Annotated in this window: 20 protein-coding genes and 3 rRNA genes; 21 read left to right on the forward strand and 2 right to left on the reverse strand. The window is 62.6% G+C overall.

What is annotated here, in order from left to right:
* Positions 1-43: 43 nt before the first annotated feature.
* Positions 44-535 (reverse strand): inorganic diphosphatase, encoded by a 492-nt coding sequence (locus HMI60_RS00775; RefSeq protein WP_039239147.1) that lies wholly within the window; start codon positions 533-535, stop codon positions 44-46.
* A gap of 212 nt (positions 536-747) precedes the next feature.
* On the opposite strand from HMI60_RS00775, the gene dacB reads away from it, so the two are divergent.
* From dacB to rrf, 19 genes are all read left to right on the forward strand, one after another.
* Positions 748-2,193 (forward strand): D-alanyl-D-alanine carboxypeptidase/D-alanyl-D-alanine-endopeptidase, encoded by a 1,446-nt coding sequence (gene dacB / locus HMI60_RS00780; RefSeq protein ID WP_193591108.1) that lies wholly within the window; start codon positions 748-750, stop codon positions 2,191-2,193.
* 61 nt (positions 2,194-2,254) lie between these two features.
* Entirely contained in the window at positions 2,255-3,376 is a 1,122-nt protein-coding gene (locus HMI60_RS00785; RefSeq protein WP_018778346.1) for a zinc-dependent metalloprotease, read from the forward strand.
* Between the two features lie 110 nt (positions 3,377-3,486).
* Positions 3,487-4,557, forward strand: a complete 1,071-nt coding sequence (tilS, locus tag HMI60_RS00790) for a tRNA lysidine(34) synthetase TilS (protein WP_055976800.1) — start codon at positions 3,487-3,489, stop codon at positions 4,555-4,557.
* A gap of 31 nt (positions 4,558-4,588) precedes the next feature.
* The gene (hpt, locus tag HMI60_RS00795; protein WP_011772910.1) at positions 4,589-5,140 is read left to right on the forward strand and encodes a hypoxanthine phosphoribosyltransferase; all 552 of its coding nucleotides are present in this window, start codon (positions 4,589-4,591) and stop codon (positions 5,138-5,140) included.
* 171 nt (positions 5,141-5,311) lie between these two features.
* Positions 5,312-6,157, forward strand: coding sequence for a hypothetical protein (locus HMI60_RS00800; protein ID WP_064723247.1), 846 nt, complete (start codon positions 5,312-5,314; stop codon positions 6,155-6,157).
* 193 nt (positions 6,158-6,350) lie between these two features.
* Positions 6,351-8,420: an ATP-dependent zinc metalloprotease FtsH gene (gene ftsH / locus HMI60_RS00805; protein ID WP_018778343.1), complete on the forward strand. Its 2,070-nt coding sequence runs from the start codon at positions 6,351-6,353 to the stop codon at positions 8,418-8,420.
* Positions 8,421-8,430: 10 nt separating this feature from the next.
* Positions 8,431-9,063: a GTP cyclohydrolase I FolE gene (gene folE, locus HMI60_RS00810; protein ID WP_018778342.1), complete on the forward strand. Its 633-nt coding sequence runs from the start codon at positions 8,431-8,433 to the stop codon at positions 9,061-9,063.
* 6 nt (positions 9,064-9,069) lie between these two features.
* Positions 9,070-9,975: a dihydropteroate synthase gene (folP, locus tag HMI60_RS00815; protein ID WP_018778341.1), complete on the forward strand. Its 906-nt coding sequence runs from the start codon at positions 9,070-9,072 to the stop codon at positions 9,973-9,975.
* A gap of 12 nt (positions 9,976-9,987) precedes the next feature.
* Entirely contained in the window at positions 9,988-10,347 is a 360-nt protein-coding gene (folB, locus tag HMI60_RS00820; protein WP_193590379.1) for a dihydroneopterin aldolase, read from the forward strand.
* Positions 10,344-10,889, forward strand: a complete 546-nt coding sequence (folK, locus tag HMI60_RS00825; RefSeq protein ID WP_055976521.1) for a 2-amino-4-hydroxy-6-hydroxymethyldihydropteridine diphosphokinase — start codon at positions 10,344-10,346, stop codon at positions 10,887-10,889. The genes folB and folK overlap by 4 nt, the downstream gene beginning before the upstream one ends.
* On the forward strand, positions 10,886-11,407 hold the full coding sequence (locus HMI60_RS00830; RefSeq protein ID WP_018778338.1) for a DUF3180 domain-containing protein: 522 nt from the start codon (positions 10,886-10,888) through the stop codon (positions 11,405-11,407). The genes folK and HMI60_RS00830 overlap by 4 nt, the downstream gene beginning before the upstream one ends.
* The gene (locus HMI60_RS00835; RefSeq protein ID WP_018778337.1) at positions 11,388-11,900 is read left to right on the forward strand and encodes a PH domain-containing protein; all 513 of its coding nucleotides are present in this window, start codon (positions 11,388-11,390) and stop codon (positions 11,898-11,900) included. The genes HMI60_RS00830 and HMI60_RS00835 overlap by 20 nt, the downstream gene beginning before the upstream one ends.
* Complete coding sequence (locus HMI60_RS00840) at positions 11,897-13,441, forward strand: PH domain-containing protein (RefSeq protein WP_227453627.1); 1,545 nt, start codon at positions 11,897-11,899, stop codon at positions 13,439-13,441. Before HMI60_RS00835 ends, HMI60_RS00840 begins: the two co-directional genes overlap by 4 nt.
* Positions 13,434-14,342, forward strand: coding sequence for a Rossmann-like and DUF2520 domain-containing protein (locus HMI60_RS00845; protein WP_018778335.1), 909 nt, complete (start codon positions 13,434-13,436; stop codon positions 14,340-14,342). The genes HMI60_RS00840 and HMI60_RS00845 overlap by 8 nt, the downstream gene beginning before the upstream one ends.
* 6 nt (positions 14,343-14,348) lie before the next feature.
* Positions 14,349-15,251 carry a pantoate--beta-alanine ligase gene (panC, locus tag HMI60_RS00850; protein ID WP_018778334.1) on the forward strand — a complete coding sequence of 301 codons (903 nt, stop codon included), beginning with the start codon at positions 14,349-14,351 and terminating at the stop codon, positions 15,249-15,251.
* Positions 15,252-15,356: 105 nt separating this feature from the next.
* Positions 15,357-16,844 carry a DHA2 family efflux MFS transporter permease subunit gene (locus tag HMI60_RS00855; protein WP_018778333.1) on the forward strand — a complete coding sequence of 496 codons (1,488 nt, stop codon included), beginning with the start codon at positions 15,357-15,359 and terminating at the stop codon, positions 16,842-16,844.
* A gap of 828 nt (positions 16,845-17,672) precedes the next feature.
* Positions 17,673-19,191 (forward strand): 16S ribosomal RNA (locus HMI60_RS00860).
* A 545-nt stretch (positions 19,192-19,736) separates the two neighbouring features.
* A 23S ribosomal RNA gene (locus HMI60_RS00865) occupies positions 19,737-22,880 on the forward strand.
* Between the two features lie 152 nt (positions 22,881-23,032).
* Positions 23,033-23,149 (forward strand): 5S ribosomal RNA (rrf, locus tag HMI60_RS00870).
* Together the 16S, 23S and 5S rRNA genes form the textbook arrangement of a ribosomal RNA operon.
* A 243-nt stretch (positions 23,150-23,392) precedes the next feature.
* On the opposite strand, the gene HMI60_RS20955 is transcribed toward rrf, so the two are convergent.
* Positions 23,393-24,388: a hypothetical protein gene (locus HMI60_RS20955; protein WP_227453628.1), complete on the reverse strand. Its 996-nt coding sequence runs from the start codon at positions 24,386-24,388 to the stop codon at positions 23,393-23,395.
* Between the two features lie 54 nt (positions 24,389-24,442).
* On the opposite strand from HMI60_RS20955, the gene HMI60_RS20960 reads away from it, so the two are divergent.
* Together HMI60_RS20960 and HMI60_RS00880 are read left to right on the forward strand one after the other, a co-directional pair.
* Positions 24,443-25,267 (forward strand): hypothetical protein, encoded by an 825-nt coding sequence (locus HMI60_RS20960; RefSeq protein ID WP_227453629.1) that lies wholly within the window; start codon positions 24,443-24,445, stop codon positions 25,265-25,267.
* Positions 25,260-26,246: an HAD-IIA family hydrolase gene (locus HMI60_RS00880; protein ID WP_110504042.1), complete on the forward strand. Its 987-nt coding sequence runs from the start codon at positions 25,260-25,262 to the stop codon at positions 26,244-26,246. The genes HMI60_RS20960 and HMI60_RS00880 overlap by 8 nt, the downstream gene beginning before the upstream one ends.
* Positions 26,247-26,253: the final 7 nt, after the last annotated feature.

A 26,253-nucleotide genomic window follows, 5' to 3' on the forward strand; every position in this document is an offset into this window, starting at 1 on the left:
GTGGGGTTCCAGGGAACCCCGCCAACCGCCGTCGTGGTCTGCGTTAGTGGCCTGCGGCCGGAACGTAGCGCTTGATGGAGGCTTCCAGCTCGGCTTCGGCGGCGGCGCGGTCGCCCCAACCCTCGGCCTTGACCCACTTGCCGGGCTCCAGGTCCTTGTAACGGGTGAAGAAGTGCTCGATTTCCTTGATCAGGAATTCGCTGACGTCGCTGACTTCCTGGATGTGGTCGAAGCGTGCGTCAACGGGAACGCAAAGGACCTTGGCATCTCCGCCGCCGTCGTCGGTCATGTTGAAGACGCCGATGGGGCGGGATTCAACGATGACGCCCGGGTGGAGGTCGAAGTCCTGCAGGAGCACCAGTGCGTCCAGCGGGTCGCCGTCTTCGCCCAGGGTGTTCTCGAAGAAACCGTAGTGCGTGGGGTACTGCATGGAGGTGAACAGGACGCGGTCCAGGCGGACACGGCCGGTTTCGTGGTCAACTTCGTACTTGACGCGCGATCCCTTGGGGATCTCGATGGTCACGTCGTGCTTCATGGAATGCTCCTTGACGGGTGAGGGTGGGGCGTTGCTCCGCCGAAGCGGCCGCCACAGGTGACGGTGCCTCAGGCAGGCTGCTTAGCCCGGGGCTGGCGGCAGGCAAAAGTACAGCCGGTGCCGCCGACTACTATTGAGGATATAGCGAGAGGCCCGGGTTTCTTGAACCGGCGGGGACATTTCAGGACTGACAGGACCAAGCAACTTCCATGATGGGCGTTAAAAACGGGGGTTCCCGGAAGAGGGTGCCCACGGTGTGGGGGCGCTTGATGTGGCCGGTGCTGTTGGCAGTTGTCCTGCTCTGTGTCGGCGCCGTCGTGGTGTCCGGAATGGCGCCCGGGTTGTTCAGTGTTCCCCGGCCTTCGCCGTCGATCCCCGCGTGGCAGCAGCAACCCACGCAACTGTCCGGCTCCAGCGCGCTGCTGCCCCTGGATGACAAAGCGCCCGTCCCCCTGACGTCCGAAGTGTCCCGGCTCCTGGACGGGACCCTGAAACCAGATGGCGCGGGCAACATCAGCGGCATGGTCATCGACGCCATCACGGGGAAGGTCCTGTTCGACCGCGACGCCAACGCCAACAGGATCCCGGCGTCCAACATGAAATTGTTGACCGCCGTCGCAGCCCTGAAGGCACTCGGGCCTGACGCGGGGTTCACCACCAAGGTTCTCGGATCCGACAATCCCTCCACAGTGGTCCTGACCGGCGGCGGGGACGTGCTGCTGGGTGCGTCCGCTTCCGACCCTTCCGCCATTCTTGGACGTGCCGGCCTGGCTTCCCTGGCCGCGGACACTGCGACAGCCCTGGCCGCAGCGGGCGTGCAGGGCCCCATCACGGTGAAGGTGGACGACTCCCTCTTCACCGGACCGGCCCTGAACCCGGCCTGGAGCCTCGACGACGTGGCGGCCGGCGAAACCGCTCCCTTGTATTCCCTCGCGCTGAACTCCGGACGCTATTCACCCGGCGTTCAAACAGGTCCCAGGCCCCAGGACTCTGCCATGACCACCGCCCAGGCTTTCGCGGAGCAGTTGGCGGCGGCCGGCGTCGTGGTGAGTCCCGGCGTCGAACGCGCCAAAGGCCTCCCCACCAAAGTCCTGGCCACCGCTGAATCCGCCACGGTCAGCGAGCAAGTGGACCTGATGCTGGAGACCTCCGATAACTTCCTGGCCGAGGCCCTGGGGCGGATGACCGCTGCCGCCAGCGGCAAGGAAACCACGTACGACGCCGCCACTGCAGCCGTGCGGCAAAGGCTGGGGGAGTTGGGTATCGCCACGGACTCAATGCAGCTGGCCGACGTTTCGGGACTGGCGTTGGAGAACCAGGTCAGTGCCCGGCAGTTCGCCGAGGTCGTCCGGGCCATCACCAGTGGTCCGGATCCTGCGCTTCGTTCAGCCCTGGACGGTTTTCCCGTTGCAGGACTCACCGGCACCCTCAACGACAGGTACGGCGACGCCAGCACCGCCGGGGGAGCGGGACTGGTCCGCGCCAAGACCGGAACCCTCAACACCGTCATCGCCCTGAGCGGTTATGTGGTGGATGCGGACGGACGGCTCCTGGTGTTCTCCTTCATCGGCAACGGGCTGGACCCCGGTGCGGCCGGCAACAAAGTGGCCATGGACCGATCCGCGTCCGTACTGGCCTCCTGCGGCTGCCGGGGCTGAAAGCTCCGCGTCCAGCGAACTTAAGGGTTCACTGTCAGCCACGTGTGGTGTGATGGACCGTATGGTGTCATCTGCCCGCGAATCGTCAGCAGGGGCCCAGTCCCTGATCAATTGGGATCTGGCCGCCGCTACGGCTGCCCGGCTTGCCCCCTCCGGCCCTGAGCTCAGCGCCGGGGAAATCGGCAAGGCGGTAGAGAACCTGCGCTTCAATGCGGATATCTCCGTGCCCCACGTGCACGACATCACAGGGCTGGACGCCGCGCGGGACCTGCGCGATTCCCATGTCCTGGTGGTGGACCGGGCCTCGTGGTCCAAGGCCAATACCCAGAGTTTTTCGGTGATGCTCCAGCCTGCGCTGAAGAAGATGCTGGAAAGCCGCAGCGGGGTTGCCATGACACCGGCGGCAGCTGCAACCAGCGGGGCCATCACCGGAACCCAGCTCGGCGCCGTACTGGCCTTCCTCTCCAGCAAAGTGCTCGGCCAGTATGATCCCTTCGCTGCCCTGGCACCCGATTCCACTGTGCCCCCGGGCGGCCGCCTCCTGCTTGTGGCGCCGAACATCATCTCCGTGGAACGCGAACTCAACGTCCACCCGGACGACTTCCGCCTTTGGGTGTGCCTCCACGAGCAAACGCACCGCGTCCAGTTCGCGGCCGCACCCTGGCTCAGGCACCACATGCTCGACGAAATCGAGAAACTCAGCGGCAACCTCCTGGGCAACATGGACTCCCTCGTTGAACGGGCCGGCGCAGTGGCCAAGTCCCTCCGGGACCGCAATCCCACAGAGAAGACTCCGGGCCGTGGCGCCATTCTGGACCTCCTGCAGAATCCCGAAGAAAAAGCGTCCCTCTCCCACATCACCGCTGTCATGAGCCTCCTCGAGGGCCACGCCAACGTCGTGATGGATGCCGTCGATTCCAGCATCGTCCCCTCCGTGAAGACCATCCGCCAGCGCTTTAACGACCGCGGCAAGGACCGGGGCGTTGTGGAGAAGTTCATCCGCAACCTCCTCGGCCTGGATGCCAAGATGCGCCAGTACACCGACGGCGCCAAATTCGTCCGCGAAGTTGTTGCCGTGGCCGGGATGGAAGGCTTCAACAAGGTCTGGGAATCCGCAGAGTACTTGCCCACCGAAGAAGAAATCCATAACTCCCGGCTGTGGCTAGAGCGGATGGGCCTTTGAGCCTTCCGGCCGGTTCCGGTGCTGGTTCAGGTTCCGGGGTGGGTTCAGCAGGCAAAGGACGACGCCGGCCCGGACGACTGGCGCCAGTCGTCGGCAAAGCACGGAAACAGTTGCAGAACGCCCTCGCCGCTGCCGGGTACCCCGCGCGGGTGCTCGTGGCCTGCAGCGGAGGTCCGGATTCCCTGGCGCTCGCAGCCATTGCAGCCTATTTCGGCAGGCGCGGCCACGTGGATGGGCATCCGGTGTCCGTTGCCGCCGTCGTGGTTGACCATCAACTGCAGGACGGATCGGCGGAAGTAGCTGCCAGGACCGCATCTGTTTTGCGCGAGCTGGGGCTTTCTCCCGTGGAAGTGCGGACAGTGGACGTCGCAGCAACCGGGTATGGCCCCGAGGCCGCAGCGCGGGACGCCCGGCATGCGGCCCTTGAATCCGCCGCCGATGACCTGGGGTGTGATGCGATCCTGCTCGGCCATACCTTGGATGACCAGGCTGAACAGGTGCTCCTGGGCCTGGCCCGGGGTTCCGGGACACGCTCCTTGGCGGGCATGCGCCCTGCCCGCGGCCGGCTTCTCCGCCCATTCCTCGGTCTCCGCCGCCAGGAAACAGTGGAGATCTGCGACGTCGAGGAACTGGACCCCTGGCACGATCCGAGCAACGCCGATCCCGCCTTCGCCCGCTCCAGGACACGCGTGGAAGTCATGCCGGTCCTCGAAGAAAAGCTTGGGCCCGGGGTGGCTGAATCCCTGGCCCGGACTGCGGCGATCCTTCAGCAGGATGCGGATTTCCTCGAGGATTTGGCCAACGAGACCTATCTCTCACTCGTCCATCGTGAGGATGGGGGCGTCTGGCTGCCGGAGGACACCGTCCGCGGACTTCCGCCGGCGCTAAGGTTCCGGGTCATCGCCAAGGCTGCAGCCGACGTCGGGGGTCAACAACCCGGGTACGGTCGGCTTCAAGCCGCGGAAGCCCTGCTGCGCAGGCAGGGGTCGGCCGGGCCCGTGCAGCTTCCCGGCCACGTCAGCGTTTCACGTCTGTCCCTCAGCGATCTGGCGCAGGAAAGGACCGTTTCCGCGGGCGCTCCGCCGGCGGATGCGACCGGTGATTCGGCCAACGCCGGTCCCCGCGAAGCCGCGCGCTGTGGGAAGCTAGTATTCCGGCATCAGAAACCGTCCCAGCAGTAGCCGCACCCGAGCATCAAAACAGGAGCCATTGGTGGATTCAAACGACGTCCAGGCAGATCTCAAGCACGTTCTTTACACCAAAGAGCAGATCCAAACGCGTATCGCGGAACTCGCAGCGCAGATCGACAAGGACTACGAAGGCCGCGACATCCTCATTGTCGGGGTCCTCAAGGGTGCGGTCATGGTCATGGCTGACCTTGCCCGCGCACTGCACAGCCACGTCAGCATGGACTGGATGGCTGTCTCGTCCTATGGCTCCGGCACCCAGTCCTCCGGCGTCGTCCGGATCCTCAAGGACCTCGACACCGACCTCATGGGCAAAGACGTGCTCATTGTTGAGGACATCATCGATTCCGGCCTCACTCTTTCCTGGCTGAAGTCGAACCTCGAATCCCGCGGTACCGCCAGCGTCGAGATCTGCACCGCTTTCCGGAAGCCGACCGCCGCCAAGGTGGAAATCGACGTCAAGTACGTCGGCTACGACATTCCCAACGAGTTCGTTGTCGGCTACGGCCTGGACTACGCCGAGAAGTACCGCAACCTCGACTTCGTGGGCACCCTGGCCCCGCACGTTTACGAGTAACCACCCGGTTCCCGCTTCGCCGCGCCACTTTCCGCCGACCGCACCTGCAACCTGGTGCCTTTGGCGGAAGGGGCGCGGCGTTGCTGCTTAAAGGGTGCGAATGGCCTGGGTGGTTGATCTTTGGCTTGGCCGGGCCTGCCGCCTCTCCGCTTGCCGGGGCTAAACTGAACCATGACCGGTGCTTCTGCCCGTCTTCTGACCTGGCTTGCCGTCATGGCGACGCTCCTCACGGCCTGCACTCCCGCCGTCGACCTCCCCGGGACCGATGCCGGCCAGCCGGTCGTGACCTCTTCCGCCATGCCGACTGCAAGGGAAACCGCCGCGGTCCCGTCTACGAACACCCAACCTCCCGCTCCGGCTGTGGCTTCAATCCCAGCTGCGCCCCCCGTCCCGGCGGCGCCTCCGGCGATTCCCCAGCCGTTCGCGTTCAACCTGTACCAGGCGGGTGACTTCGTACCGCAGTACACCTTCGATTGGTGCGTTGCGGCGAGCGTCCAGATGGCCCACAACCTCCTTGACGACACCGGGGGGGCTTCCTGGACCGACTCTGCGCAGCAGGGTCAGCTGTGGGAGATGGCAAGGGCCAGATCATCCGACTCGTTCAACGGTGCCAACCCGTTCGGTTGGGCGCAGGTGCTGACCGAATCCGGCATGGGGCCGTACACGGTGGTGAGCGTCGCGGATTATGGCGGCGCCCTGCAAACGGCTGCGCGCGCCATGGCGGGTACCGGGCGACCGGTTGGCCTGGTCATGTGGAGCGGCCGCCACGCGTGGGTCATGAGCGGATTCGAATCGATGGGCGATCCCGCCCAGTTCCCGGACTTCAAGGTAACGGGGATTCACGTCATGGATCCGCTGTACCCATACGGCAGCGGGCAGTGGGGGCCATCGCCCGAGCCCAACAGCCTGCTCAGTCCGGAGCAGCTGGCCACGCAGTTCGTGGTCCGGGAGCCCCGACGCTGGAGCAGCGGACTCCCGACCGGCTACTTGCTGGTCCTCCCCGTCGCTGCGGCCTGAACGAACCAGCAACAAACCCTGTCCACTCGAGCCCACCGCGAGTATCCTGTGTACGCCCAGAGGGAACTTTTGGACTTTCCAGTGCGTGAATTACTGGGAACGGTGTATAGCTTGAAACCGAAGCAGCACCACTCGCGCGCAGAAGTTGCGCCTTGCAGCACTACCAGGAGGGACGGGGCAAAACCCCGATCAGATGAAAGCTAAGAGTTTCTTCAAGGGCCCGGGCATCTGGATTGTTGTCGTCGTTGGCTTGCTCCTGGTGGCATTCGCAACACTGGCTCCGGGCGGTTCCACACGCATTGACACCAAGGAAGGCCTGGATCTGCTGTCGCAAAGCGGCAAGGTCGAGCAGGCCAAGATCTTCGACGCCGAGAACCGCGTCGACTTGGTGCTGAAGGACAACCTGAACCTGGATGGACAGGACAAGGGCAAGAACGTCCAGTTCTTCTACGTCACGGATCGTGGTCCGGATGTCGTGAAGGCTGTTACCAACGCCAACCCGGACAAGGGCTTTACTGACCAGCCCGTCGAGAACAACTGGTTCTCCGGCCTGTTCTCGCTCCTTATCCCGGTGCTGTTGCTCGGTGTCCTGTTCTGGTTCCTGCTGTCCCGCATGCAGGGCGGCGGCTCCAAGGTCATGCAGTTCGGCAAGTCCAAAGCCAAGCTGGTCAACAAGGACATGCCCCAGGTGACGTTCTCCGACGTCGCCGGTGCTGACGAGGCCGTGGAAGAGCTCCAGGAAATCAAGGAATTCCTCCAGGAACCGGCGAAGTTCCAGGCGGTCGGCGCCAAGATCCCCAAGGGTGTGCTGCTCTACGGCCCTCCGGGTACCGGTAAGACCCTGCTCGCCCGTGCTGTCGCAGGCGAAGCCGGTGTTCCGTTCTTCTCCATCTCCGGCTCGGACTTCGTGGAGATGTTCGTCGGTGTGGGTGCCTCCCGCGTCCGCGACCTCTTCGAGCAGGCCAAGGCCAGTTCCCCGGCAATCATCTTCGTGGATGAGATCGACGCCGTCGGCCGTCACCGCGGTGCCGGCATCGGCGGCGGAAACGACGAGCGTGAGCAAACCCTGAACCAGCTCCTTGTGGAGATGGATGGCTTCGACGTCAAAACCAACGTCATTCTCATCGCGGCGACGAACCGTCCCGACGTCCTGGACCCCGCACTGTTGCGCCCGGGCCGTTTTGACCGCCAGATCACCGTGGAAGCTCCGGACATGATCGGTCGCGAACAGATCCTCAATGTCCACGCCAAGGGCAAGCCCATGGCTCCCGGCATCGACCTCAGGGCTGTTGCCAAGAAGACCCCCGGCTACACAGGTGCCGACCTGGCCAACGTCTTGAACGAGGCCGCGCTGCTGACCGCCCGTTCAAATGCGAACCTCATTGATGACCGTGCGTTGGACGAGGCAATCGACCGCGTCATGGCCGGCCCGCAAAAGCGCAGCCGCGTCATGAAGGAACTCGAGCGCAAGATCACCGCCTACCACGAGGGCGGCCACGCCTTGGTGGCGGCAGCACTGCGGAATTCCGCCCCGGTCACCAAGATCACCATCCTTCCCCGCGGCCGTGCACTCGGCTACACCATGGTGATCCCCGAGGATGACAAGTACTCGGTCACCCGCAACGAGCTGCTCGATCAGATGGCCTACGCCATGGGCGGCCGCGTCGCAGAGGAGATCGTGTTCCATGACCCCTCCACGGGTGCCTCCAACGACATCGAGAAGGCCACCTCCACTGCCCGCAAGATGGTGACGCAGTACGGCATGAGCGAACGCGTCGGTGCCGTGAAGCTGGGCCAAGGTGGCGGCGAGCCGTTCCTCGGCCGCGATGCCGCACAGGAGCGCAACTTCTCGGACCAGATCGCGTACGTCGTGGACGAGGAAGTTCGTCGCCTGATCGACCAGGCACACGACGAGGCCTACGCCATCCTTACCGAAAACCGGGACGTCCTGGACCGCCTGGCACTGGAACTCCTGGAACGGGAAACCCTGAACCAGGCTGAGATCGCCGAGATCTTCCACGACATCCGGAAGCGCGATTTCCGCGAGATCTGGTTGTCCAAGGAATCCCGTCCGGTCCAGTCCATTCCCCCGGTGGAAAGCCGTGCAGAAAAGGCCGAGCGGGAAGCCCAAGAGGAGGCCAAGAAGGCTCGCCTGGACGAACCGTTGGACACCGTAGCTCCGCACGCACAGGGCGTCAGCAGCCAGGACTCCTTCCAGGCGCCGCAGCCCGACGGCGGCAACGACCACCCGCATCACGGCTAAGCTTTCTGCTGTGACTCATTTCGACGACGACGACCTCGCCGCCGCCCACGGTTCCGCCACGGGCTCCAAGGCCCACTCCAAGGTGGACCGTCCGCGCATTGAAGCGGCTGTCCGCGAGATCCTGCTGGCAATTGGTGAAGACCCTGACCGTGGCGGGCTGCAGGACACGCCAAAGCGCGTGGCCAAAGCCTATGCCGAGGTGTTCGCGGGCCTGCACCAGCACCCCGCGGACGTCCTGTCCACCACCTTCGACCTCGACCACGAAGAGCTTGTCCTGGTGAAGGACATTCCCTTCTACTCCACGTGCGAACACCATCTGGTGCCGTTCCACGGAGTAGCGCATGTCGGTTACATTCCGTCACATGACGGCAAGGTGACCGGCCTCAGCAAGCTGGCACGGCTGGTGGATATCTACGCCCGCCGGCCGCAGGTGCAGGAGCGCCTCACCACGCAGATCGTGGAGGCCCTGGTGAAGCACCTCAACCCGCGCGGGGCGATTGTCGTCGTCGAATGTGAACACATGTGTATGTCCATGCGCGGCATCCGCAAGCCCGGCGCGAAGACCGTCACCAGCGCGGTGCGCGGTCAACTCCATGACCCGGCCACCCGCGCCGAGGCCATGAGCCTCATCATCGGAAGGTAAGCATTTATGGACTCCCTCGCTGCAGCACCCGGAACCGGCCCGGCCACAAGCCCGCTGCCGGTTCTCCGCAAGCCGCGGCCCGCGGCCAGGTTCGAGGACTTGCCCACGGACCGCACGCTCGTCATGGGAATCCTCAACGTCACCCCGGATTCCTTCAGCGACGGCGGCACGCACCGCACACCGGACACAGCCATTGCGCTGGGCCTGCGGATGTTCTACGCCGGCGCTGACATCATCGATGTCGGCGGCGAGTCCACCCGTTCGGGCGCGGAACCTGTTTCCCCCGAGGAAGAACAGCGCCGCGTGCTGCCGGTGATCCAGGCCCTGGTGAAGGCCGGTGCGCTGGTCAGCATCGACACCATGCACACCTCCACGGCGGCCGCCGCTGTTGAGGCCGGAGCTGCCATCATCAACGATGTGTCCGGCCTGACCATCGAGCCCGATATGCCCGAGCTCGTGGCCCGCACCAAGGTCCCGTACATCCTGACGCACCGCCGGGGCGACGCCCTGACCATGGACAGCCTGACGGACTACAACAACGTCACCGAGGACGTGGTGGCCGAGCTCAGCGGCGTCCGCGACAAGCTGTATGCCGCCGGCGTTGCCCCGGAGCAGATCATCGTCGATCCCGGTATCGGGTTCTCCAAGAACGAGAACCAGAACTGGGAACTCCTGAAGAACCTGGACCAGTTGTTCGTCCTGGGACACAAGGTGATGGTGGCCGCTTCACGCAAGCGCTTCCTTGGCTCGCTCCTCACAGTGGCCGGCAAGTCGGCAGCGCCGTTGGAGCGCGACTCCGCCACCGCCGCCATCACCGCTCTGAGTGCTGCCCAAGGCGCTTGGGCTGTCCGCGTCCACGACGTCGGCCCCAGCCTTGACGCCGTCAAGGTTGCCGCCCGTATCGCCCGCTGATTGGATAACGCTGTGGACAGGATTACGCTGACCGGCGTCACCGCCGTCGGTTATCACGGGGTGTTCGATTTCGAGCGCCGTGACGGCCAGCCCTTCGTCGTGGATGCCGTGCTGCACACGGATTTCACCAAGGCTGCCGAGACCGACGACCTGCAGTACACAGCGCACTACGGCGAAGTCGCCGAGTTGATCACGAAGCACATCGAGGGCGAGCCCTTGAACCTGATCGAGGGTCTCGCGGCCAGGATCGCCGAGGCCATCCTCGCGAACTACAGCGTGACCGCCGTCGACGTTACCGTCCACAAACCCAAGGCGCCCATTGAGGTTCCGTTCGGCGATGTGACCGTCAGCGTCCACAGGGAGCGATCATGAGCCCTGGCTATACCAAGGTCATTCTGGCTTTGGGCAGCAACCTGGGGGAGCGCAACGACACTCTTTCCACGGCCGTTGCCGACCTCGTTGATCCGCCGGAGGTCCGCCTCCTGGGGGTTTCTCCGGTGGTGCAGACCAAAGCCGTCGGGGGGCCGGAAGGACAGCCTGATTTCCTGAATATGGTCATGGCGGTGGAGACCACGCTCACTCCCTTGGAGCTGCTCAAGCATTGCCACGAGATCGAACAGAAGCATCACCGAACCCGTGAAGTGCGTTGGGGTCCCAGGACCCTGGATGTGGACATCATCGTTTTCGGGGACCTTGCAAGCGACGACCCCGTCCTCACCATCCCGCATCCCAGGGCAGCCGAGCGGGCTTTCGTGCTCTACCCCTGGTCGCTGCTTGAGCCACACGCCCGGCTGAATGGCCACAGCGTGGCTGAACTGGCCGCCGTCGCAGCCGACATGCCGGACATCCGCAGGTTCGACGGCTTTGGCGACGTCGCCGGCGTACCGGCCACAGGGGCGGTGGAGCCGCAGTGAAAGCCATGCGCCCGGTTGTTTTGGTGCTCATCGCCGTCATCGCTGCCGTCGTAGGCTGGCTGGCCACTGTCTCTACCAACCGTTTCAGCATGCCCACCCCTGTCCTGCCAACGTCCGCGTTGATCACCATGGGTGTCATCGCCGGACTCACGCTCGTCATGGGCGTGCGGGTCCTGCGGTGGCGAAACGGCAAGAAGAAGAACATGCTGAATCCGATTCTTGCCGCCAGGACCCTGATCCTTGCCCAGGCCTGCGCTTACGCTGGAACGCTCCTCCTTGGCTGGCATGCGGGTATCGGCGTGGACCTCCTGCGGATCGGCACGCTGCGCAGCGGTGAAGGCATCCTGTGGAATGCACTGCTGATGGGTGGTGGCGGTGTGGTGATGGTGGTCGTCGGCCTGGTAGTGGAGCGTTTTTGCCGGATACCGCCGGAGGACATCGAAGGCGGCTCCGCCGGTCCTGAAACCCGCCGGGGCGAAACCAAAGGCGAAGGCGAATATGCCTACCGAGGCGATTGATCCTCCCGGCGTCCAGTGGCTCCGGGTTTCCCCCAAGTACGTCACTGTCCGCTTGGTGGAGTGGGCCATCGGAAATGTGCTGATGGTTGCCGTCCTCAGCCTGCCGCTTGTCTTCGTGCTTCTGGGATGGTGGCGGTGGCCCCCGTTGTGGCTGGCCATTGCTGTTCCTGCCGTGATGCTGGTGCTTGCACTCTGGCGTCTGGCCCTCATTCCGCGCCAGGTGCGTGCCATTGGATACGCCGAACGCGACGATGACCTGCTCATTCGCCGGGGCATCTTCTTCCAGCGCACCATGGTGGTTCCGTACGGCCGCATGCAATACGTTGACGTCGCCGTCGGGCCGGTTGAGCGCAGCCTGGGGCTGTGCACGCTGAAACTCCACACCGCTTCCACCGGTACGAATGCCCAGCTCCCCGGCCTTCCCGCCCAGGAAGGCGCCCGCTTGCGCGAACAGCTTTCGGCCCGCGGAGAAGCCAGGCTGGCCGGGCTGTGAGCCCGGGAGACTCTGCGGTGGTGTTACCGGACAAAGCCGTCGACGGCGACTGGAAGCGGGTCCATCCTGCCTCGCCTTTCGTCCGCGGCTGGGTGGCGTTGGCCGCCGTCGGGTTCTTCTTCAGCAGGGACGCTTTCGAGCGGATGCTGCAGGGCCGGGATTTTGTGGATCCGCACCTGAGCGGCCGGGTGCCGTGGCTCCTGGCCGGTGGCGCTGTGGTGCTGCTCCTGACAGTCGGCGGTTTCATTCTCAGCTGGTACTTCACCCGCTACCAGGTGGCCGAAGGCTTTGTCCGGGTGAACACGGGTTTCCTGTTCAAGCAGCAGCGGCAGGCGCGCCTGGACCGCGTTCAGGCCATCGACATTGTGCAGCCGCTTCTGGCGCGGATTTTCGGTCTCGCAGAACTCAAGTTTGAGGTGGCCGACGCCGGCGAGTCGGCCGTGCGGCTGGCGTACCTTCCCATCGACCAGGCCAAGCAGCTGCGCGCCACGATCCTTGCGCGGGCGGCGGGTGTGGTCAGCGGGGCCGGGTCGGAGCAGGAGATCCCGGAAGCCCCGGAGCATGTTGTCCTGTCCGTGCCTCCGGCGCGCCTCCTCGGTTCCCTGCTGCTGAGTGAACAGACCGTGGGCATCCTCCTCGGGGCCGCCGCGGTGGTCTCAACCTCGGTCCTTCTGGACAACACAGCAATCTTCCTGGCCCTCATCCCCGCCATCCTTGGTATCGGCGCTTCGTATTGGAGTTCATTCAACAAGGGCTACAACTTCACCGCGGCCATATCGCCGGACGGCATCCGGCTCCGCTACGGACTCCTGGATACGCAGGCCCAGACGCTCCCCCCGGGGCGTATCCAGGCCGTGATGGTCAGGCAGCCCCCCATCTGGAGGCTCTTCGGTTGGTACCGGATGCACGTCAATGTGGCCGGCTACGGCGCCGCGGGGAATTCCGACGGCGCTGCCCGCACCATGCTGCTCCCCGTGGGGTTGAAACCGGACGTCCTGCGGATGATGTCCTTGGTGTTGCCGGATCCCGGGGTGGACGAACCCGCGGCCGTCTTTGATGCCGGTTTGGAGGGACTGGCGCCGTCGGGCCGCGTCCCGGCCGGCACTGATGGATTCGTTACGACACCCCGCCGTGCACGGTTGCTGGCTCCGTTGGGCTGGCGTCGGAACGGCTTTTTGGCCACCGGGACCGCCCTGCTGATCCGGTCCGGCCGATGGTGGCGCACCCTGGTAATGGTGCCGCATCAACGCACACAGTCCATGGCGTTGCACCAAGGGCCGCTGGCACGGCGCTTTGGTGTGGCTGATCTTGTCCTCCACACCACAGCGGGCCCGGTGCTTCCCCGCGTGTTCCAGGCCGGGGTGTCCCAGGCAGTTGAGCTTTTCGACCAGCAGGCCGCCCGTGCCCGGGAGGCACGGAAGCGGCAGACCAGCGAACAATGGCTGGCGCAGGTGGCGCCGCAAGCCCCGGAAGTTGCCGCAGCGGCAGCACAGCCAGAAGAACCCCAAACACCTAACCAGGAGGACCGCCACGATGGCTAAGCCAGGACGACTCGGAGTCGGGATCGTAGGTGCAGGCAAAGTGGGCGCCGTCCTGGGCGCGGCTTTGCGCGCGGCCGAGCACGCCGTCGTCGGGGTTTCCGCTGTGTCCGAGGCGAGCCGCGAGCGGGCCGAAAATCTGCTGCCGGGCGTTCCGATCCTTGAAATCCAGGACATCGTCGAGCGTTCCGAGCTGGTGCTGTTGGCCGTGCCGGATGATTCGCTGGGCGAATTGGTGGCGGGCCTGGCAAAGCTGGGAGCCTGGCAGCCCGGCCAGTTGGTGGCCCACACCTCGGGCCGGTTCGGGGTCGGAATCCTCAACCCTGTGCGGTCCGCCGGCGCGATTCCACTGGCCCTTCACCCGGCCATGACCTTCACGGGCATGAGCCTGGACCTGACCCGCCTCATGGACTGCACTTTCGGCGTCACCGCGGACGCTGCCATGCTGCCGATTGCCCAGGCGCTCGTAGTGGAGATGGGAGCCGAGCCCGTGGCGATCGCCGAAGCCGACCGCACCCTCTATCACGCAGCCCTTGCACACAGCTCGAACCACATGGTCACCTTGGTGGCCCAGGCCTCGCAGATGCTGCGGGAAATCGGCGTTGAGACACCGGAATCCATGCTCGGTCCGCTGCTGCGCGCCACGCTGGAAAATGCCCTCGCGTCGGGCGAATCCGCACTGACCGGCCCGGTGGCCCGCGGAGATGTGGGTACGGTAACGGCGCACGCCCAGGCGTTGAAGGAGTACGACGCCGGCGCGGGCGGCGATGTCCTCGCCGCCTACCAGGCCATGGCCCGGGCCACCGCACGCAGGGCAGGCAACAGGGGACTGCTGCGCCCGGAACAATTGACTGGTATCGACGAGGCTTTGGACGCAGATCCCAAGGCGCCGGAAGGAAACTGAACAACAATGGCCATCAAACTCGTCACCACAGCATCGGAATTGCGTGCGGAAAGTGCCCGGCTTCTCGCTGAAAAACGCGGGAGTTCTCAGGGCCTGGTCCCCACCATGGGCGCACTGCACCAGGGCCACGCAGCGTTGGCCCGCACTGCGGTGGCTGATAACGATGTTGTGGTGGCAACCATTTTCGTCAACCCGCTGCAGTTCGGTGATGCCGTGGATCTGGACCGTTATCCCCGCACGCTTGAGGCCGACATGGACCTCCTCGATGCCGAAGGCGTGGACCTTGTTTTCGCGCCGTCCGTGGAGGAGGTCTACCCGGGCGGGCAACCGTTGGTGCGGGTGACCGCCGGTCCGCTGGGCGAAAAGTGGGAAGGCGCCTCGCGTCCCGGGCATTTCGACGGCGCCCTGACCGTGGTTGCCAAGCTGCTGCACTATGGACTCCCCGGCGGTGCGGCAGCGGACGGCACGACGGCGGCCTACCGTGCCTACTTTGGGCAGAAGGACGCGCAGCAGCTGGCCTTGGTGAAGCGGATGGTCTCGGACCTGAACTTCCCCGTGGAGATTGTTCCCGTGCCGATTGTCCGGAGCGACGACGGATTGGCGCTGTCCAGCCGCAACCGGTTCCTCTCGGACGAAGAGCACGAGGCCGCCCTGGTGTTGTCGCGGGCTTTGCGCCTTATTGAGTCGCGCGCAAACGCGCACGAACCGCTTGACCTGGATTCCGCCGTCGCGCTTGTTGAATCCCAGCCGTTGGTGGAACTGGACTACTTCGACGTCGTCGACCCCGCCACCTTGGAACCCCTCGCCGAAAACTGCAAGGAAACGCCGTTCCGCGGCGAAGGGCTGGCGATCATCGCGGCCAAAGTCGGTCCGGTCCGGCTCATCGACAACGCCCCGTTGTTTTCCTAAGGTTTGGTTTTTCCCCCGTGACGGGAATTCGCTGGGCGTTTAGACTGTTCAAGTCTTCACCGGCACCGCTCGCCGGACACCAAATCCAAACCTTGGGGAATCCTCATGTCTACCGACGTCACGTCCGACGCTAACGGCAAACCCGAATCCGGCACTTCCGGAGCCGCTGCCTCGGCAGGGACAACGTCCACGCAGGCTCCGGCCTCCGGAAAGATGTCGCGTGAGTCCGTGACGGTCATCGTCACGCTGCTGGTGGCGACCTTCGTGGTGATCCTCAACGAGACCATCATGAACGTTGCCTTGCAGCGCCTCATGACGGATCTTCAGGTGAGTGCTTCCACGGTTCAGTGGCTTGCCACCGGGTTCATGCTCACCATGGCAGTGGTCATCCCCACCACGGGCTTCATCCTGCAACGCATGAGTACCCGGGGCGCGTTCATGCTGGCCATGGGACTCTTCAGCGGTGGCACTTTGCTGGCGGCGTTGGCACCCGGATTCCTGGTGCTGCTGCTGGCCCGCATCGTCCAGGCCGGCGGAACGGCCATCATGCTGCCGCTGCTGATGACCACCATCCTCACGCTGGTGCCCATGTCCAAGCGCGGCGCCGTCATGGGCAACGTGAGCATTGCCATTTCCGTGGCGCCTGCGATGGGGCCCACCGTTTCCGGCATCATCCTTGACCATTTCTCGTGGCGTTTCATGTTCGTATTCGTGCTGCCGGTCGCCTTGGCTGCTTTCGCGATTGGTGCCAAGTACCTCACCAATGTGGGGGAGCGCGAGAAGACGACCCTCGACGTCACGTCCGTGATCCTGACGGTTCCGGCCTTCGGTGGACTGGTCTATGGCCTTAGCCAGATCGGTGGTTCCAACGCGGGGGTTGTTCCGGTGATCGCCCTGGTGGTTGGCCTTCTATGCCTGGCGCTGTTTGTCGTCCGGCAGCTCAAGCTGCAGAAGTCCGATGCTCCGCTGCTGGACCTGCGCGCCTTCAAGTTCCGCATGTTCACGGTGTCCACGTTGTTGATGGTGGTGGCAATGATGGCGCTGTTTGGCGGCGTCATCCTGCTTCCGCTGTACCTTCAGAACACCTTGCACTTGCAGCCCCTGGAGACCGGGCTGGCCTTGCTGCCCGGCGGTTTGGCCATGGGCCTGCTGGGCCCCGTCATCGGCAGGATCTTCGACAAGGTGGGCCCTTTGCCCCTGACCCTGTCCGGTTCGGTCCTGATGGTGCTGACCTTGTGGCAGTTCTCGCGGCTTGATGAGGCCAGTTCGCTTGGTTGGGTGATTGCCCTTCACGTGGCCCTGAGCTTCGGCCTTGCGCTGCTGTTTACTCCGGCATTCACCACGGGCCTGAACCCGCTGCCGCCGCACCTCTACTCGCACGGTTCGGCGATCATCAGCACGGCCCAGCAGGTTTCAGGTGCAGCCGGTACCGCGCTGCTAGTGTCCATTTACGCTGTGGTTTCTGCTTCGTCGGGTCTCGTTGCCGGCATGCAGGCGGCCTTCCTGGCCGCGACCGTCATTGCCCTCGCCGCCGTGGTGCTCAGTGCCATGATGCGGAAGACCGAAGGTGCGGGAGGCCACGGCGGCCACTGACCCTCGCTCACATCCCCCGGGTTTGGACCGGACGCTTGCTCATATCCCTCGGGTTTGGGTGTGACGCTCGCTCACATCCCTAGGGTTTGGGTGTGACGCTTGTTCACGTTCCGCGGGCTTGGACCGGTCGCTTGCTCATATCCTCGCGGGTTTGAGCCGGTCGCTTGCTCATTTTCTTCGACGCTCTCTCACTTTGGTGGGGGAGCGTTGTTGTTTTGGTGTCGGGTGTCGTCTTTGGGTGTTCGACGGCGGTTGTTGGGTTGGGTGCGTGGGTGTCCGGGGGGTGTGGGTGGGTTGTGATGGGGTTCACGGTGGTTGTTTTGGTGGGTTTGGGGGTGGTTTGTTGGGTTGGTGGGGTTGTTTGGGTTGTGTTTGCGGGGTTTTTGGGTGGTGTTGGGGTGGATTTGGTGTGGGGGTGGGGCGCGTGTAAAGTTATTCGAGTCGCCGCCGCTGATGCGGAAAGATAGCGACCGACTCCCTTTCAAATCACCGGTTCCGGTTGTGCTTTTGTGTGCTTCTGGTGGGTGGGGGAGGCCCGGGGTTTGGTTTGCTTTGTGCGGCCGGTTCGGGTAAGTTTGGAAAGTTGCTCCGGAGCGATCCTGGACCCTGTGGGGTGTGGGTGGTGCCGGTAGTGTCTGTTGTTTGAGAACTCAATAGTGTGCCAAGTTTGTTGATACCGATTGTTTTATTGATTGGTTGAATTTTTGCCAGGTTGCTGCGCACCCCCGTGTGTGGTGGTCTGGTTTTCAGCTGGTTTCGAATTTTGTGCAGCCGTGTTTGCCGTTATTTCCGGTGGGTGTGGTTGTGTCTGTTTGATTTTGTTTTACTTCAACGGAGAGTTTGATCCTGGCTCAGGATGAACGCTGGCGGCGTGCTTAACACATGCAAGTCGAACGATGATCCCAGCTTGCTGGGGGATTAGTGGCGAACGGGTGAGTAACACGTGAGTAACCTGCCCTTGACTCTGGGATAAGCCTGGGAAACTGGGTCTAATACCGGATATGACTCCTCATCGCATGGTGGGGGGTGGAAAGCTTTTGTGGTTTTGGATGGACTCGCGGCCTATCAGCTTGTTGGTGGGGTAATGGCCTACCAAGGCGACGACGGGTAGCCGGCCTGAGAGGGTGACCGGCCACACTGGGACTGAGACACGGCCCAGACTCCTACGGGAGGCAGCAGTGGGGAATATTGCACAATGGGCGCAAGCCTGATGCAGCGACGCCGCGTGAGGGATGACGGCCTTCGGGTTGTAAACCTCTTTCAGTAGGGAAGAAGCGTAAGTGACGGTACCTGCAGAAGAAGCGCCGGCTAACTACGTGCCAGCAGCCGCGGTAATACGTAGGGCGCAAGCGTTATCCGGAATTATTGGGCGTAAAGAGCTCGTAGGCGGTTTGTCGCGTCTGCTGTGAAAGACCGGGGCTCAACTCCGGTTCTGCAGTGGGTACGGGCAGACTAGAGTGCAGTAGGGGAGACTGGAATTCCTGGTGTAGCGGTGAAATGCGCAGATATCAGGAGGAACACCGATGGCGAAGGCAGGTCTCTGGGCTGTAACTGACGCTGAGGAGCGAAAGCATGGGGAGCGAACAGGATTAGATACCCTGGTAGTCCATGCCGTAAACGTTGGGCACTAGGTGTGGGGGACATTCCACGTTTTCCGCGCCGTAGCTAACGCATTAAGTGCCCCGCCTGGGGAGTACGGCCGCAAGGCTAAAACTCAAAGGAATTGACGGGGGCCCGCACAAGCGGCGGAGCATGCGGATTAATTCGATGCAACGCGAAGAACCTTACCAAGGCTTGACATGAACCGGAAAGACCTGGAAACAGGTGCCCCGCTTGCGGTCGGTTTACAGGTGGTGCATGGTTGTCGTCAGCTCGTGTCGTGAGATGTTGGGTTAAGTCCCGCAACGAGCGCAACCCTCGTTCTATGTTGCCAGCGGTTCGGCCGGGGACTCATAGGAGACTGCCGGGGTCAACTCGGAGGAAGGTGGGGACGACGTCAAATCATCATGCCCCTTATGTCTTGGGCTTCACGCATGCTACAATGGCCGGTACAAAGGGTTGCGATACTGTGAGGTGGAGCTAATCCCAAAAAGCCGGTCTCAGTTCGGATTGGGGTCTGCAACTCGACCCCATGAAGTCGGAGTCGCTAGTAATCGCAGATCAGCAACGCTGCGGTGAATACGTTCCCGGGCCTTGTACACACCGCCCGTCAAGTCACGAAAGTTGGTAACACCCGAAGCCGGTGGCCTAACCCTTGTGGGGGGAGCCGTCGAAGGTGGGACCGGCGATTGGGACTAAGTCGTAACAAGGTAGCCGTACCGGAAGGTGCGGCTGGATCACCTCCTTTCTAAGGAGCTGCTTGCAATGATTGGTGCCCTGCATGGGGTGTCTGGTTGTTGTCAGTGTTGCCCATTGCGCAGGCGTTTGTTCTGCGGTGGGTGCTCATGGGTGGAATATCAACGAATCATTTTTTTGGCATGGCTTTCGTGGTTGTGTCCTGGTGCTAGTACGGCGGTTCGTGCTCCTGCTTTGTGTGGGGGTGTGGGTTGTTGGGAACGTGTCCGGGGTGCGGCTGGTGGGGGTTGTGTTTGGCGCACTGTTGGGTCCTGAGGCAACAGGACCTTTTTGCAGCAATGCAGGGGGGCACTTCTGGTGTTTCTTTTGTTCCTGCAGCCGGTTCCTCCGGTCTTTGTGTTGCGGCCTGCGTGTGTGGGTTGTGGCGGGTTGGGGGGTTGGTTGATGGGGTTGTTGTTTGAGAACTACATAGTGGACGCGAGCATCTGGGACATACACGCTTTGGTGTGTGTGTTCCATACAGCAATTTCTTATGAATGAACCTTGGGCCGTAGTGGCTCGTGGTTCTCTCGAGTAAGTTTTTGATCATGTTTGTGTGGTCAAGTTTTTAAGGGCACACGGTGGATGCCTTGGCATTAGGAGCCGAAGAAGGACGTAGGAATCTGCGATAAGCCTGGGGGAGTTGATAACCGAGCGTTGATCCCAGGATGTCCGAATGGGGAAACCCCGCACAACGCTGTCATGGTGATTGTGTGACCCGCATCTGAACACATAGGGTGCGTGGGGGGAACGCGGGGAAGTGAAACATCTCAGTACCCGCAGGAAGAGAAAACAAGAGTGATTCCGTTAGTAGTGGCGAGCGAACGCGGATCAGGCTAAACCGTTTCCATGTGTGATAGCCGGCGGGCGTTGCATGGGCGGGGTTGTGGGACTTTCCGTTCTGGTTCTGCCGGGCCAGTGAGGTGAGAGTGCGTGCATAGGTGAACGGTCTTGAAAGGCCGGCCAGAGAGGGTGTGAGCCCCGTAACCGTAATGTTGTGTGCCGCCTGGAGAGTATCCCAAGTAGCACGGGGCCCGAGAAATCCCGTGCGAATCTGTCAGGACCACCTGATAAGCCTAAATACTTCCTAATGACCGATAGCGGACCAGTACCGTGAGGGAAAGGTGAAAAGTACCCCGGGAGGGGAGTGAAACAGTACCTGAAACCGTGTGCTTACAATCCGTCGGAGCAGTCTTGTTACTGTGACGGCGTGCCTTTTGAAGAATGAGCCTGCGAGTTAGTGTTACGTCGCGAGGTTAACCCGTGTGGGGTAGCCGTAGCGAAAGCGAGTCTGAATAGGGCGAGTGTAGTGGCGTGATCTAGACCCGAAGCGGAGTGATCTACCCATGGCCAGGTTGAAGCGACGGTAAGACGTCGTGGAGGACCGAACCCACTTCAGTTGAAAATGGAGGGGATGAGCTGTGGGTAGGGGTGAAAGGCCAATCAAACTCCGTGATAGCTGGTTCTCCCCGAAATGCATTTAGGTGCAGCGTTGCGTGTTTCTTGCCGGAGGTAGAGCTACTGGATGGCCGATGGGCCCTACAAGGTTACTGACGTCAGCCAAACTCCGAATGCCGGTAAGTCAGAGCGCAGCAGTGAGACTGTGGGGGATAAGCTTCATAGTCGAGAGGGAAACAGCCCAGACCACCAACTAAGGCCCCTAAGCGTGTGCTAAGTGGGAAAGGATGTGGAGTTGCGAAGACAACCAGGAGGTTGGCTTAGAAGCAGCCATCCTTGAAAGAGTGCGTAATAGCTCACTGGTCAAGTGATTCCGCGCCGACAATGTAGCGGGGCTCAAGTACACCGCCGAAGTTGTGGATTTCACACAGTACCCTAGCCTTCGTGGTTCAGGGGTGTGGAGTGGTAGGGGAGCGTCGTGTGGGCAGTGAAGTCGCGGTGGAAACCAGCGGTGGAGCCTACACGAGTGAGAATGCAGGCATGAGTAGCGAAAGACGGGTGAGAAACCCGTCCGCCGAATGATCAAGGGTTCCAGGGTCAAGCTAATCTGCCCTGGGTAAGTCGGGACCTAAGGCGAGGCCGACAGGCGTAGTCGATGGACAACGGGTTGATATTCCCGTACCGGCGAAAAACCGCCCATGCCAAGCGGGGGATACTAACCGCCCGGAGCCTGCCCGCTCACCCTTGTGGTGTTGTGGGTTTTGGCCGAGCGCGGGACCTGATCCCGGGAGGTAAGCGTATTAACAGGTGTGACGCAGGAAGGTAGCCGGGCCGGGCGATGGTTGCCCCGGTCTAAGGATGTAGGGTCAGGGATAGGCAAATCCGTTCCTGTGTGCTTCGAGCACGTTCCTGAGATCTGATGGGACTCCCGTAAGGGGGGATCCGGTGATCCTATGCTGCCAAGAAAAGCATCGACGCGAGGTTTTAGCCGCCCGTACCCCAAACCGACACAGGTGATCAGGTAGAGAATACCAAGGCGATCGAGAGAATTATGGTTAAGGAACTCGGCAAAATGCCCCCGTAACTTCGGGAGAAGGGGGGCCTGCCCCGTGATGGAGACTTGCTCTCCGTGAGCGGGTGTGGGCCGCAGAGACCAGGGGGAAGCGACTGTTTACTAAAAACACAGGTCCGTGCGAAGTCGCAAGACGATGTATACGGACTGACTCCTGCCCGGTGCTGGAAGGTTAAGAGGACCGGTTAGCCACTTGTGGCGAAGCTGAGAATTTAAGCCCCAGTAAACGGCGGTGGTAACTATAACCATCCTAAGGTAGCGAAATTCCTTGTCGGGTAAGTTCCGACCTGCACGAATGGAGTAACGACTTCCCCGCTGTCTCAACCATAAACTCGGCGAAATTGCAGTACGAGTAAAGATGCTCGTTACGCGCAGCAGGACGGAAAGACCCCGAGACCTTTACTATAGTTTGGTATTGGTGTTCGGAGTGGCTTGTGTAGGATAGGTGGGAGACGTTGAAACCCGGACGCCAGTTCGGGTGGAGTCATCGTTGAAATACCACTCTGGTCACTTTGGACATCTAACTTCGGCCCGTGATCCGGGTCAGGGACAGTGCCTGATGGGTAGTTTAACTGGGGCGGTTGCCTCCTAAAAAGTAACGGAGGCGCCCAAAGGTTCCCTCAGCCTGGTTGGCAATCAGGTGTCGAGTGTAAGTGCACAAGGGAGCTTGACTGTGAGAGAGACATCTCGAGCAGGGACGAAAGTCGGGACTAGTGATCCGGCGGTACATTGTGGAATGGCCGTCGCTCAACGGATAAAAGGTACCTCGGGGATAACAGGCTGATCTTGCCCAAGAGTCCATATCGACGGCATGGTTTGGCACCTCGATGTCGGCTCGTCGCATCCTGGGGCTGGAGTAGGTCCCAAGGGTTGGGCTGTTCGCCCATTAAAGCGGTACGCGAGCTGGGTTTAGAACGTCGTGAGACAGTTCGGTCCCTATCCGCTGCGCGCGCAGGAAATTTGAGAAGGGCTGTCCTTAGTACGAGAGGACCGGGACGGACGAACCTCTGGTGTGTCAGTTGTACTGCCAAGTGCATCGCTGATTAGCTACGTTCGGATGGGATAACCGCTGAAAGCATCTAAGCGGGAAGCTCGCTTCAAGATGAGATTTCCATACACATTACGTGTGAGAGGCCCCCAGCCAGACCACTGGGTTGATAGGCCGGATGTGGAAGCGAGGACTAAAGACTCGTGAAGCTGACCGGTACTAATAGGCCAACAACTTACACCACACACAAAACACTGCACGCGTCCACTATGTGGTTCCCGAACAACAACCGTTCCAGGAACCAACAACAACAACAACTACATAACACCACAGTTGTAACCACAAAGCTTCCCACCCACCCCCACACCAAGGCGGGGTTGGGACGGGTAACAGAGTTACGGCGGTCATAGCGTGGGGGAAACGCCCGGTCCCATTCCGAACCCGGAAGCTAAGACCCACAGCGCCGATGGTACTGCACCCGGGAGGGTGTGGGAGAGTAGGACACCGCCGGACAACCATTAACGAAGAGCCCCAACCACGGTTGGGGCTCTTCCATTTAACACACACAACCCCCACACAAGCACCGGCCCTGCCCACTCGTGGCTGTTCCTGTGGGCCTTCGTGCTTGTGAGACTTGCCACGGGTGCCCCAAATCGGGGTTCCACGTTCGGGACTGATGGCGGGGTCGAATAGAATTGAATGAGATATACGAGTCGGGAGCTTCGGGCTGCCGGCGGCGTGACAACGAAATAAGGGTTATGAGCGACTACGCACGCGCCAGTGGTCGGCTCGCAACAGGAGGAATCCACCATGGCTGAGCACAACGGCGGCAATCGCGGCGGCAATCGCGGAAACTTCGGCGGGAACCGGGACGACCGCGGTTCGTACCGCCCCAACAACAATTCCGGCGGAGATCCTCGCGGATTCCGTTCCAGGGAAAACCGGGACAGCAACGATCGTCCGGCTCGTGATGGTGAGCGTCGTCCCTTCAACAACGATCGTGGTGACCGTCCGGCCCGTGATGGTGAGCGTCGTTCCTTCGGTGGGGATCGTGATCGAAAGCCGTTTGGTGATCGTGGTGACCGTCCGGCCCGTGACGGCGAACGTCGTCCGTTCGGTGACCGTCCGGCCCGTGATGGTGAACGTCGTTCCTTCGGTGGCGACCGTGACCGCAAGCCCTTTGGTGACCGCCCCGAGCGCGGCCCGCGGAACTTTGACGGTCCTCGTCGTGATGGCGATGACCGCCGTCCCTTCAACAACGATCGTGGAGATCGCAAGCCTTACGGCGACCGTCCGGCCCGTGATGGTGAGCGTCGTTCCTTCGGTGGCGACCGTGACCGCAAGCCCTTTGGTGACCGCCCCGAGCGCGGCCCGCGGAACTTTGACGGTCCTCGTCGTGATGGCGATGACCGCCGTCCCTTCAACAACGATCGTGGAGATCGCAAGCCTTTCGGCGACCGTCCGGCCCGTGATGGTGAGCGTCGTTCCTTCGGTGGCGACCGCGATCGCAAGCCCTTCGGCGACCGCCCCGACCGTGGTGACCGCCCCGCCCGCGGCGACCGTCCCGTGCGCCCGGCCCGTGATGGTGAGCGTCGCTCCTTCGGCAGTGACCGCGGCAATTCCTGGGAAGAGCGTCCTGCACGGGTGCCCAACGCCAAGGACATCCGCAGCGCAAACCGTCCTGACCGCGAACGTTCCCCCGAGATCGATGACGACGTCACGGGCAAGGAACTCGACCGTGCCACGGGTCACCAGATCAAGACCCTTGAAGAGCAGAGCGCAGGCTGGGTTGCAAAGCACTTGGTCATGGCCGGCCGCCTGATAGACATTGAACCGGAGCTTGCGTTCCAGCACGCCCTGGCTGCAAGCCGCCGCGGTGGCCGTCTCTCGGCTGTCCGTGAAGCTGTGGGTCTGACGGCCTACGCTGCCGGCCACTATGGCGAGGCACTGCGTGAATTCCGTACCTACCGCCGTATCAGTGGATCCAACGTACACCTGCCGGTGATGGCCGACTGCGAACGTGGCCTCGGCCGCCCGGACCGTGCATTGGATATGGTCCGTTCGCCCGAAGCCCAGGATCTTGACGCTCCGGGCAAGGTGGAGCTGGCGATTGTGGCGTCCGGTGCACGTACGGACCTGAATCAATTGGACGCTGCTGTCAGCGAGCTTGAGATCCCGCAGTTGGACATCAACCGGGCGTTCTCCTACAGCCCCCGTCTCTTCCGTGCTTACGCTGAGGCACTGAGCGCTGTTGGCCGTACTGAGGAAGCCGACAAGTGGGCCCGTCAGGCCCTCGTGGCCGAGAATGCTTTGGGCGTTGGCGATTTCGCTGAGCCTGAGATTCTTGACCTCGGCTGGGATGAGCAGGAAGAAGAAGCCGAACGCAGGCCGCGCTTCAAGACGCCGGCCCCGGAGGCCGACGTCGCAACGGCAGAAGCCGCGACAGCACAAACCGAAACGGTCATCGTGGAAGCCGCAGCTGCTGATGTTGAGCACGACGAGGTTGAACTTGATGACGCTGAGTCGGACTACTTCGAGTCGGATGACGCCGAGTCGGACGTTGATTCCGTCGAGGACGAGGAAGAGCACAAGGAAGCGGACAACGAGGGTACCGACTCCCAGCATGGCTGATTCACTGATCTCGAGGTTTGATGCTGTCCTGTCGGACCTGGATGGCGTGGTCTACGCTGGACCGCACGCCATTCCGGGCGCCATAGAAGCGCTGCAGCGGCTGGCGTCCGTGGGGGTTGGACTGGGTTATGTCACCAACAACGCATCCAGGACCCCCGCCCAGGTCGCCGCGCATCTGCGTGAGCTCGGTGCGCCGGCTGAGGACCATCAGGTAGTCAGTTCCTCGCAGGCAGCAGGGGAGCTCCTGGCTTCCATGCTTCCCGCGGGGGCGCATGTCCTCATCACAGGCAGTGCGGCGTTGGCCCATGAGATCGAATTGGTGGGACTCAAACCGGTGCACAGTGCCGCTGAGTCTCCGGTTGCTGTCGTCCAGGGGTTCAACCCGGACATCGGTTGGAAGGATCTGGCCGAGGCGTCGTACGTGGTGGCCGGGGGAGCCATGTGGTTCGCCACCAACACGGACATGTCCATTCCTCAGGCACGCGGCATGGCGCCGGGCAACGGAACCCTCGTTGCCGCCGTCGCTGCTGCCACAGGGAAGTCCCCGTTGGTGGCGGGGAAGCCGGAAGCGCCGTTGTTCCATGCGGCAGCCAAGCGACTCAAGGCGGACCGGCCACTGGTGGTGGGCGACCGTCTGGACACTGACATCCTGGGCGGCAACCGTGCAGGATATGCGACGGCGGCCGTCCTCACCGGTGTTGACACCAAGCACACCATCCTGGCTGCAAGGACCGATGAGCGTCCCGACTACCTGCTGGCGAACCTCGAGGACCTCTACGCTCCGTATCCCGGAATTATCGACGACGGCGGCTCGTTCCGTTGCGGGTCGGCGTCGGCGGTTGCTGATGGCGGCACGGTGACGGTGACCGGCGAAGAGGGCGATCTCGACGCATGGCGCGCCGCGTGCGCGGCATGGTGGGCAGCTGTCCCGTACGCGTCGACAGCGCAGGCGCCGCAGCTGGAATGGCGAACTAACTAGACTGGTG

It is taken from the genome of Paenarthrobacter sp. YJN-D (genome assembly GCF_015040335.1).
Taxonomy (GTDB): domain Bacteria; phylum Actinomycetota; class Actinomycetes; order Actinomycetales; family Micrococcaceae; genus Arthrobacter; species Arthrobacter nicotinovorans.

Excerpts from the sequence above, each read along its gene's own strand:
- HMI60_RS00775 (WP_039239147.1), bottom strand. The coding sequence starts at position 535 with ATGAAGCACGACGTGACCATCGAGATCCCCAAGGGATCGCGCGTCAAG.
- dacB (WP_193591108.1), top strand. The coding sequence starts at position 748 with ATGGGCGTTAAAAACGGGGGTTCCCGGAAGAGGGTGCCCACGGTGTGG.
- HMI60_RS00785 (WP_018778346.1), top strand. The coding sequence starts at position 2,255 with ATGGTGTCATCTGCCCGCGAATCGTCAGCAGGGGCCCAGTCCCTGATC.
- HMI60_RS00800 (WP_064723247.1), top strand. The coding sequence starts at position 5,312 with ATGACCGGTGCTTCTGCCCGTCTTCTGACCTGGCTTGCCGTCATGGCG.
- ftsH (WP_018778343.1), top strand. The coding sequence starts at position 6,351 with ATGAAAGCTAAGAGTTTCTTCAAGGGCCCGGGCATCTGGATTGTTGTC.
- folP (WP_018778341.1), top strand. The coding sequence starts at position 9,070 with ATGGACTCCCTCGCTGCAGCACCCGGAACCGGCCCGGCCACAAGCCCG.
- folK (WP_055976521.1), top strand. The coding sequence starts at position 10,344 with ATGAGCCCTGGCTATACCAAGGTCATTCTGGCTTTGGGCAGCAACCTG.
- HMI60_RS00835 (WP_018778337.1), top strand. The coding sequence starts at position 11,388 with ATGCCTACCGAGGCGATTGATCCTCCCGGCGTCCAGTGGCTCCGGGTT.
- HMI60_RS00845 (WP_018778335.1), top strand. The coding sequence starts at position 13,434 with ATGGCTAAGCCAGGACGACTCGGAGTCGGGATCGTAGGTGCAGGCAAA.
- panC (WP_018778334.1), top strand. The coding sequence starts at position 14,349 with ATGGCCATCAAACTCGTCACCACAGCATCGGAATTGCGTGCGGAAAGT.
- HMI60_RS00855 (WP_018778333.1), top strand. The coding sequence starts at position 15,357 with ATGTCTACCGACGTCACGTCCGACGCTAACGGCAAACCCGAATCCGGC.
- HMI60_RS20960 (WP_227453629.1), top strand. The coding sequence starts at position 24,443 with ATGGCCGGCCGCCTGATAGACATTGAACCGGAGCTTGCGTTCCAGCAC.
- HMI60_RS00880 (WP_110504042.1), top strand. The coding sequence starts at position 25,260 with ATGGCTGATTCACTGATCTCGAGGTTTGATGCTGTCCTGTCGGACCTG.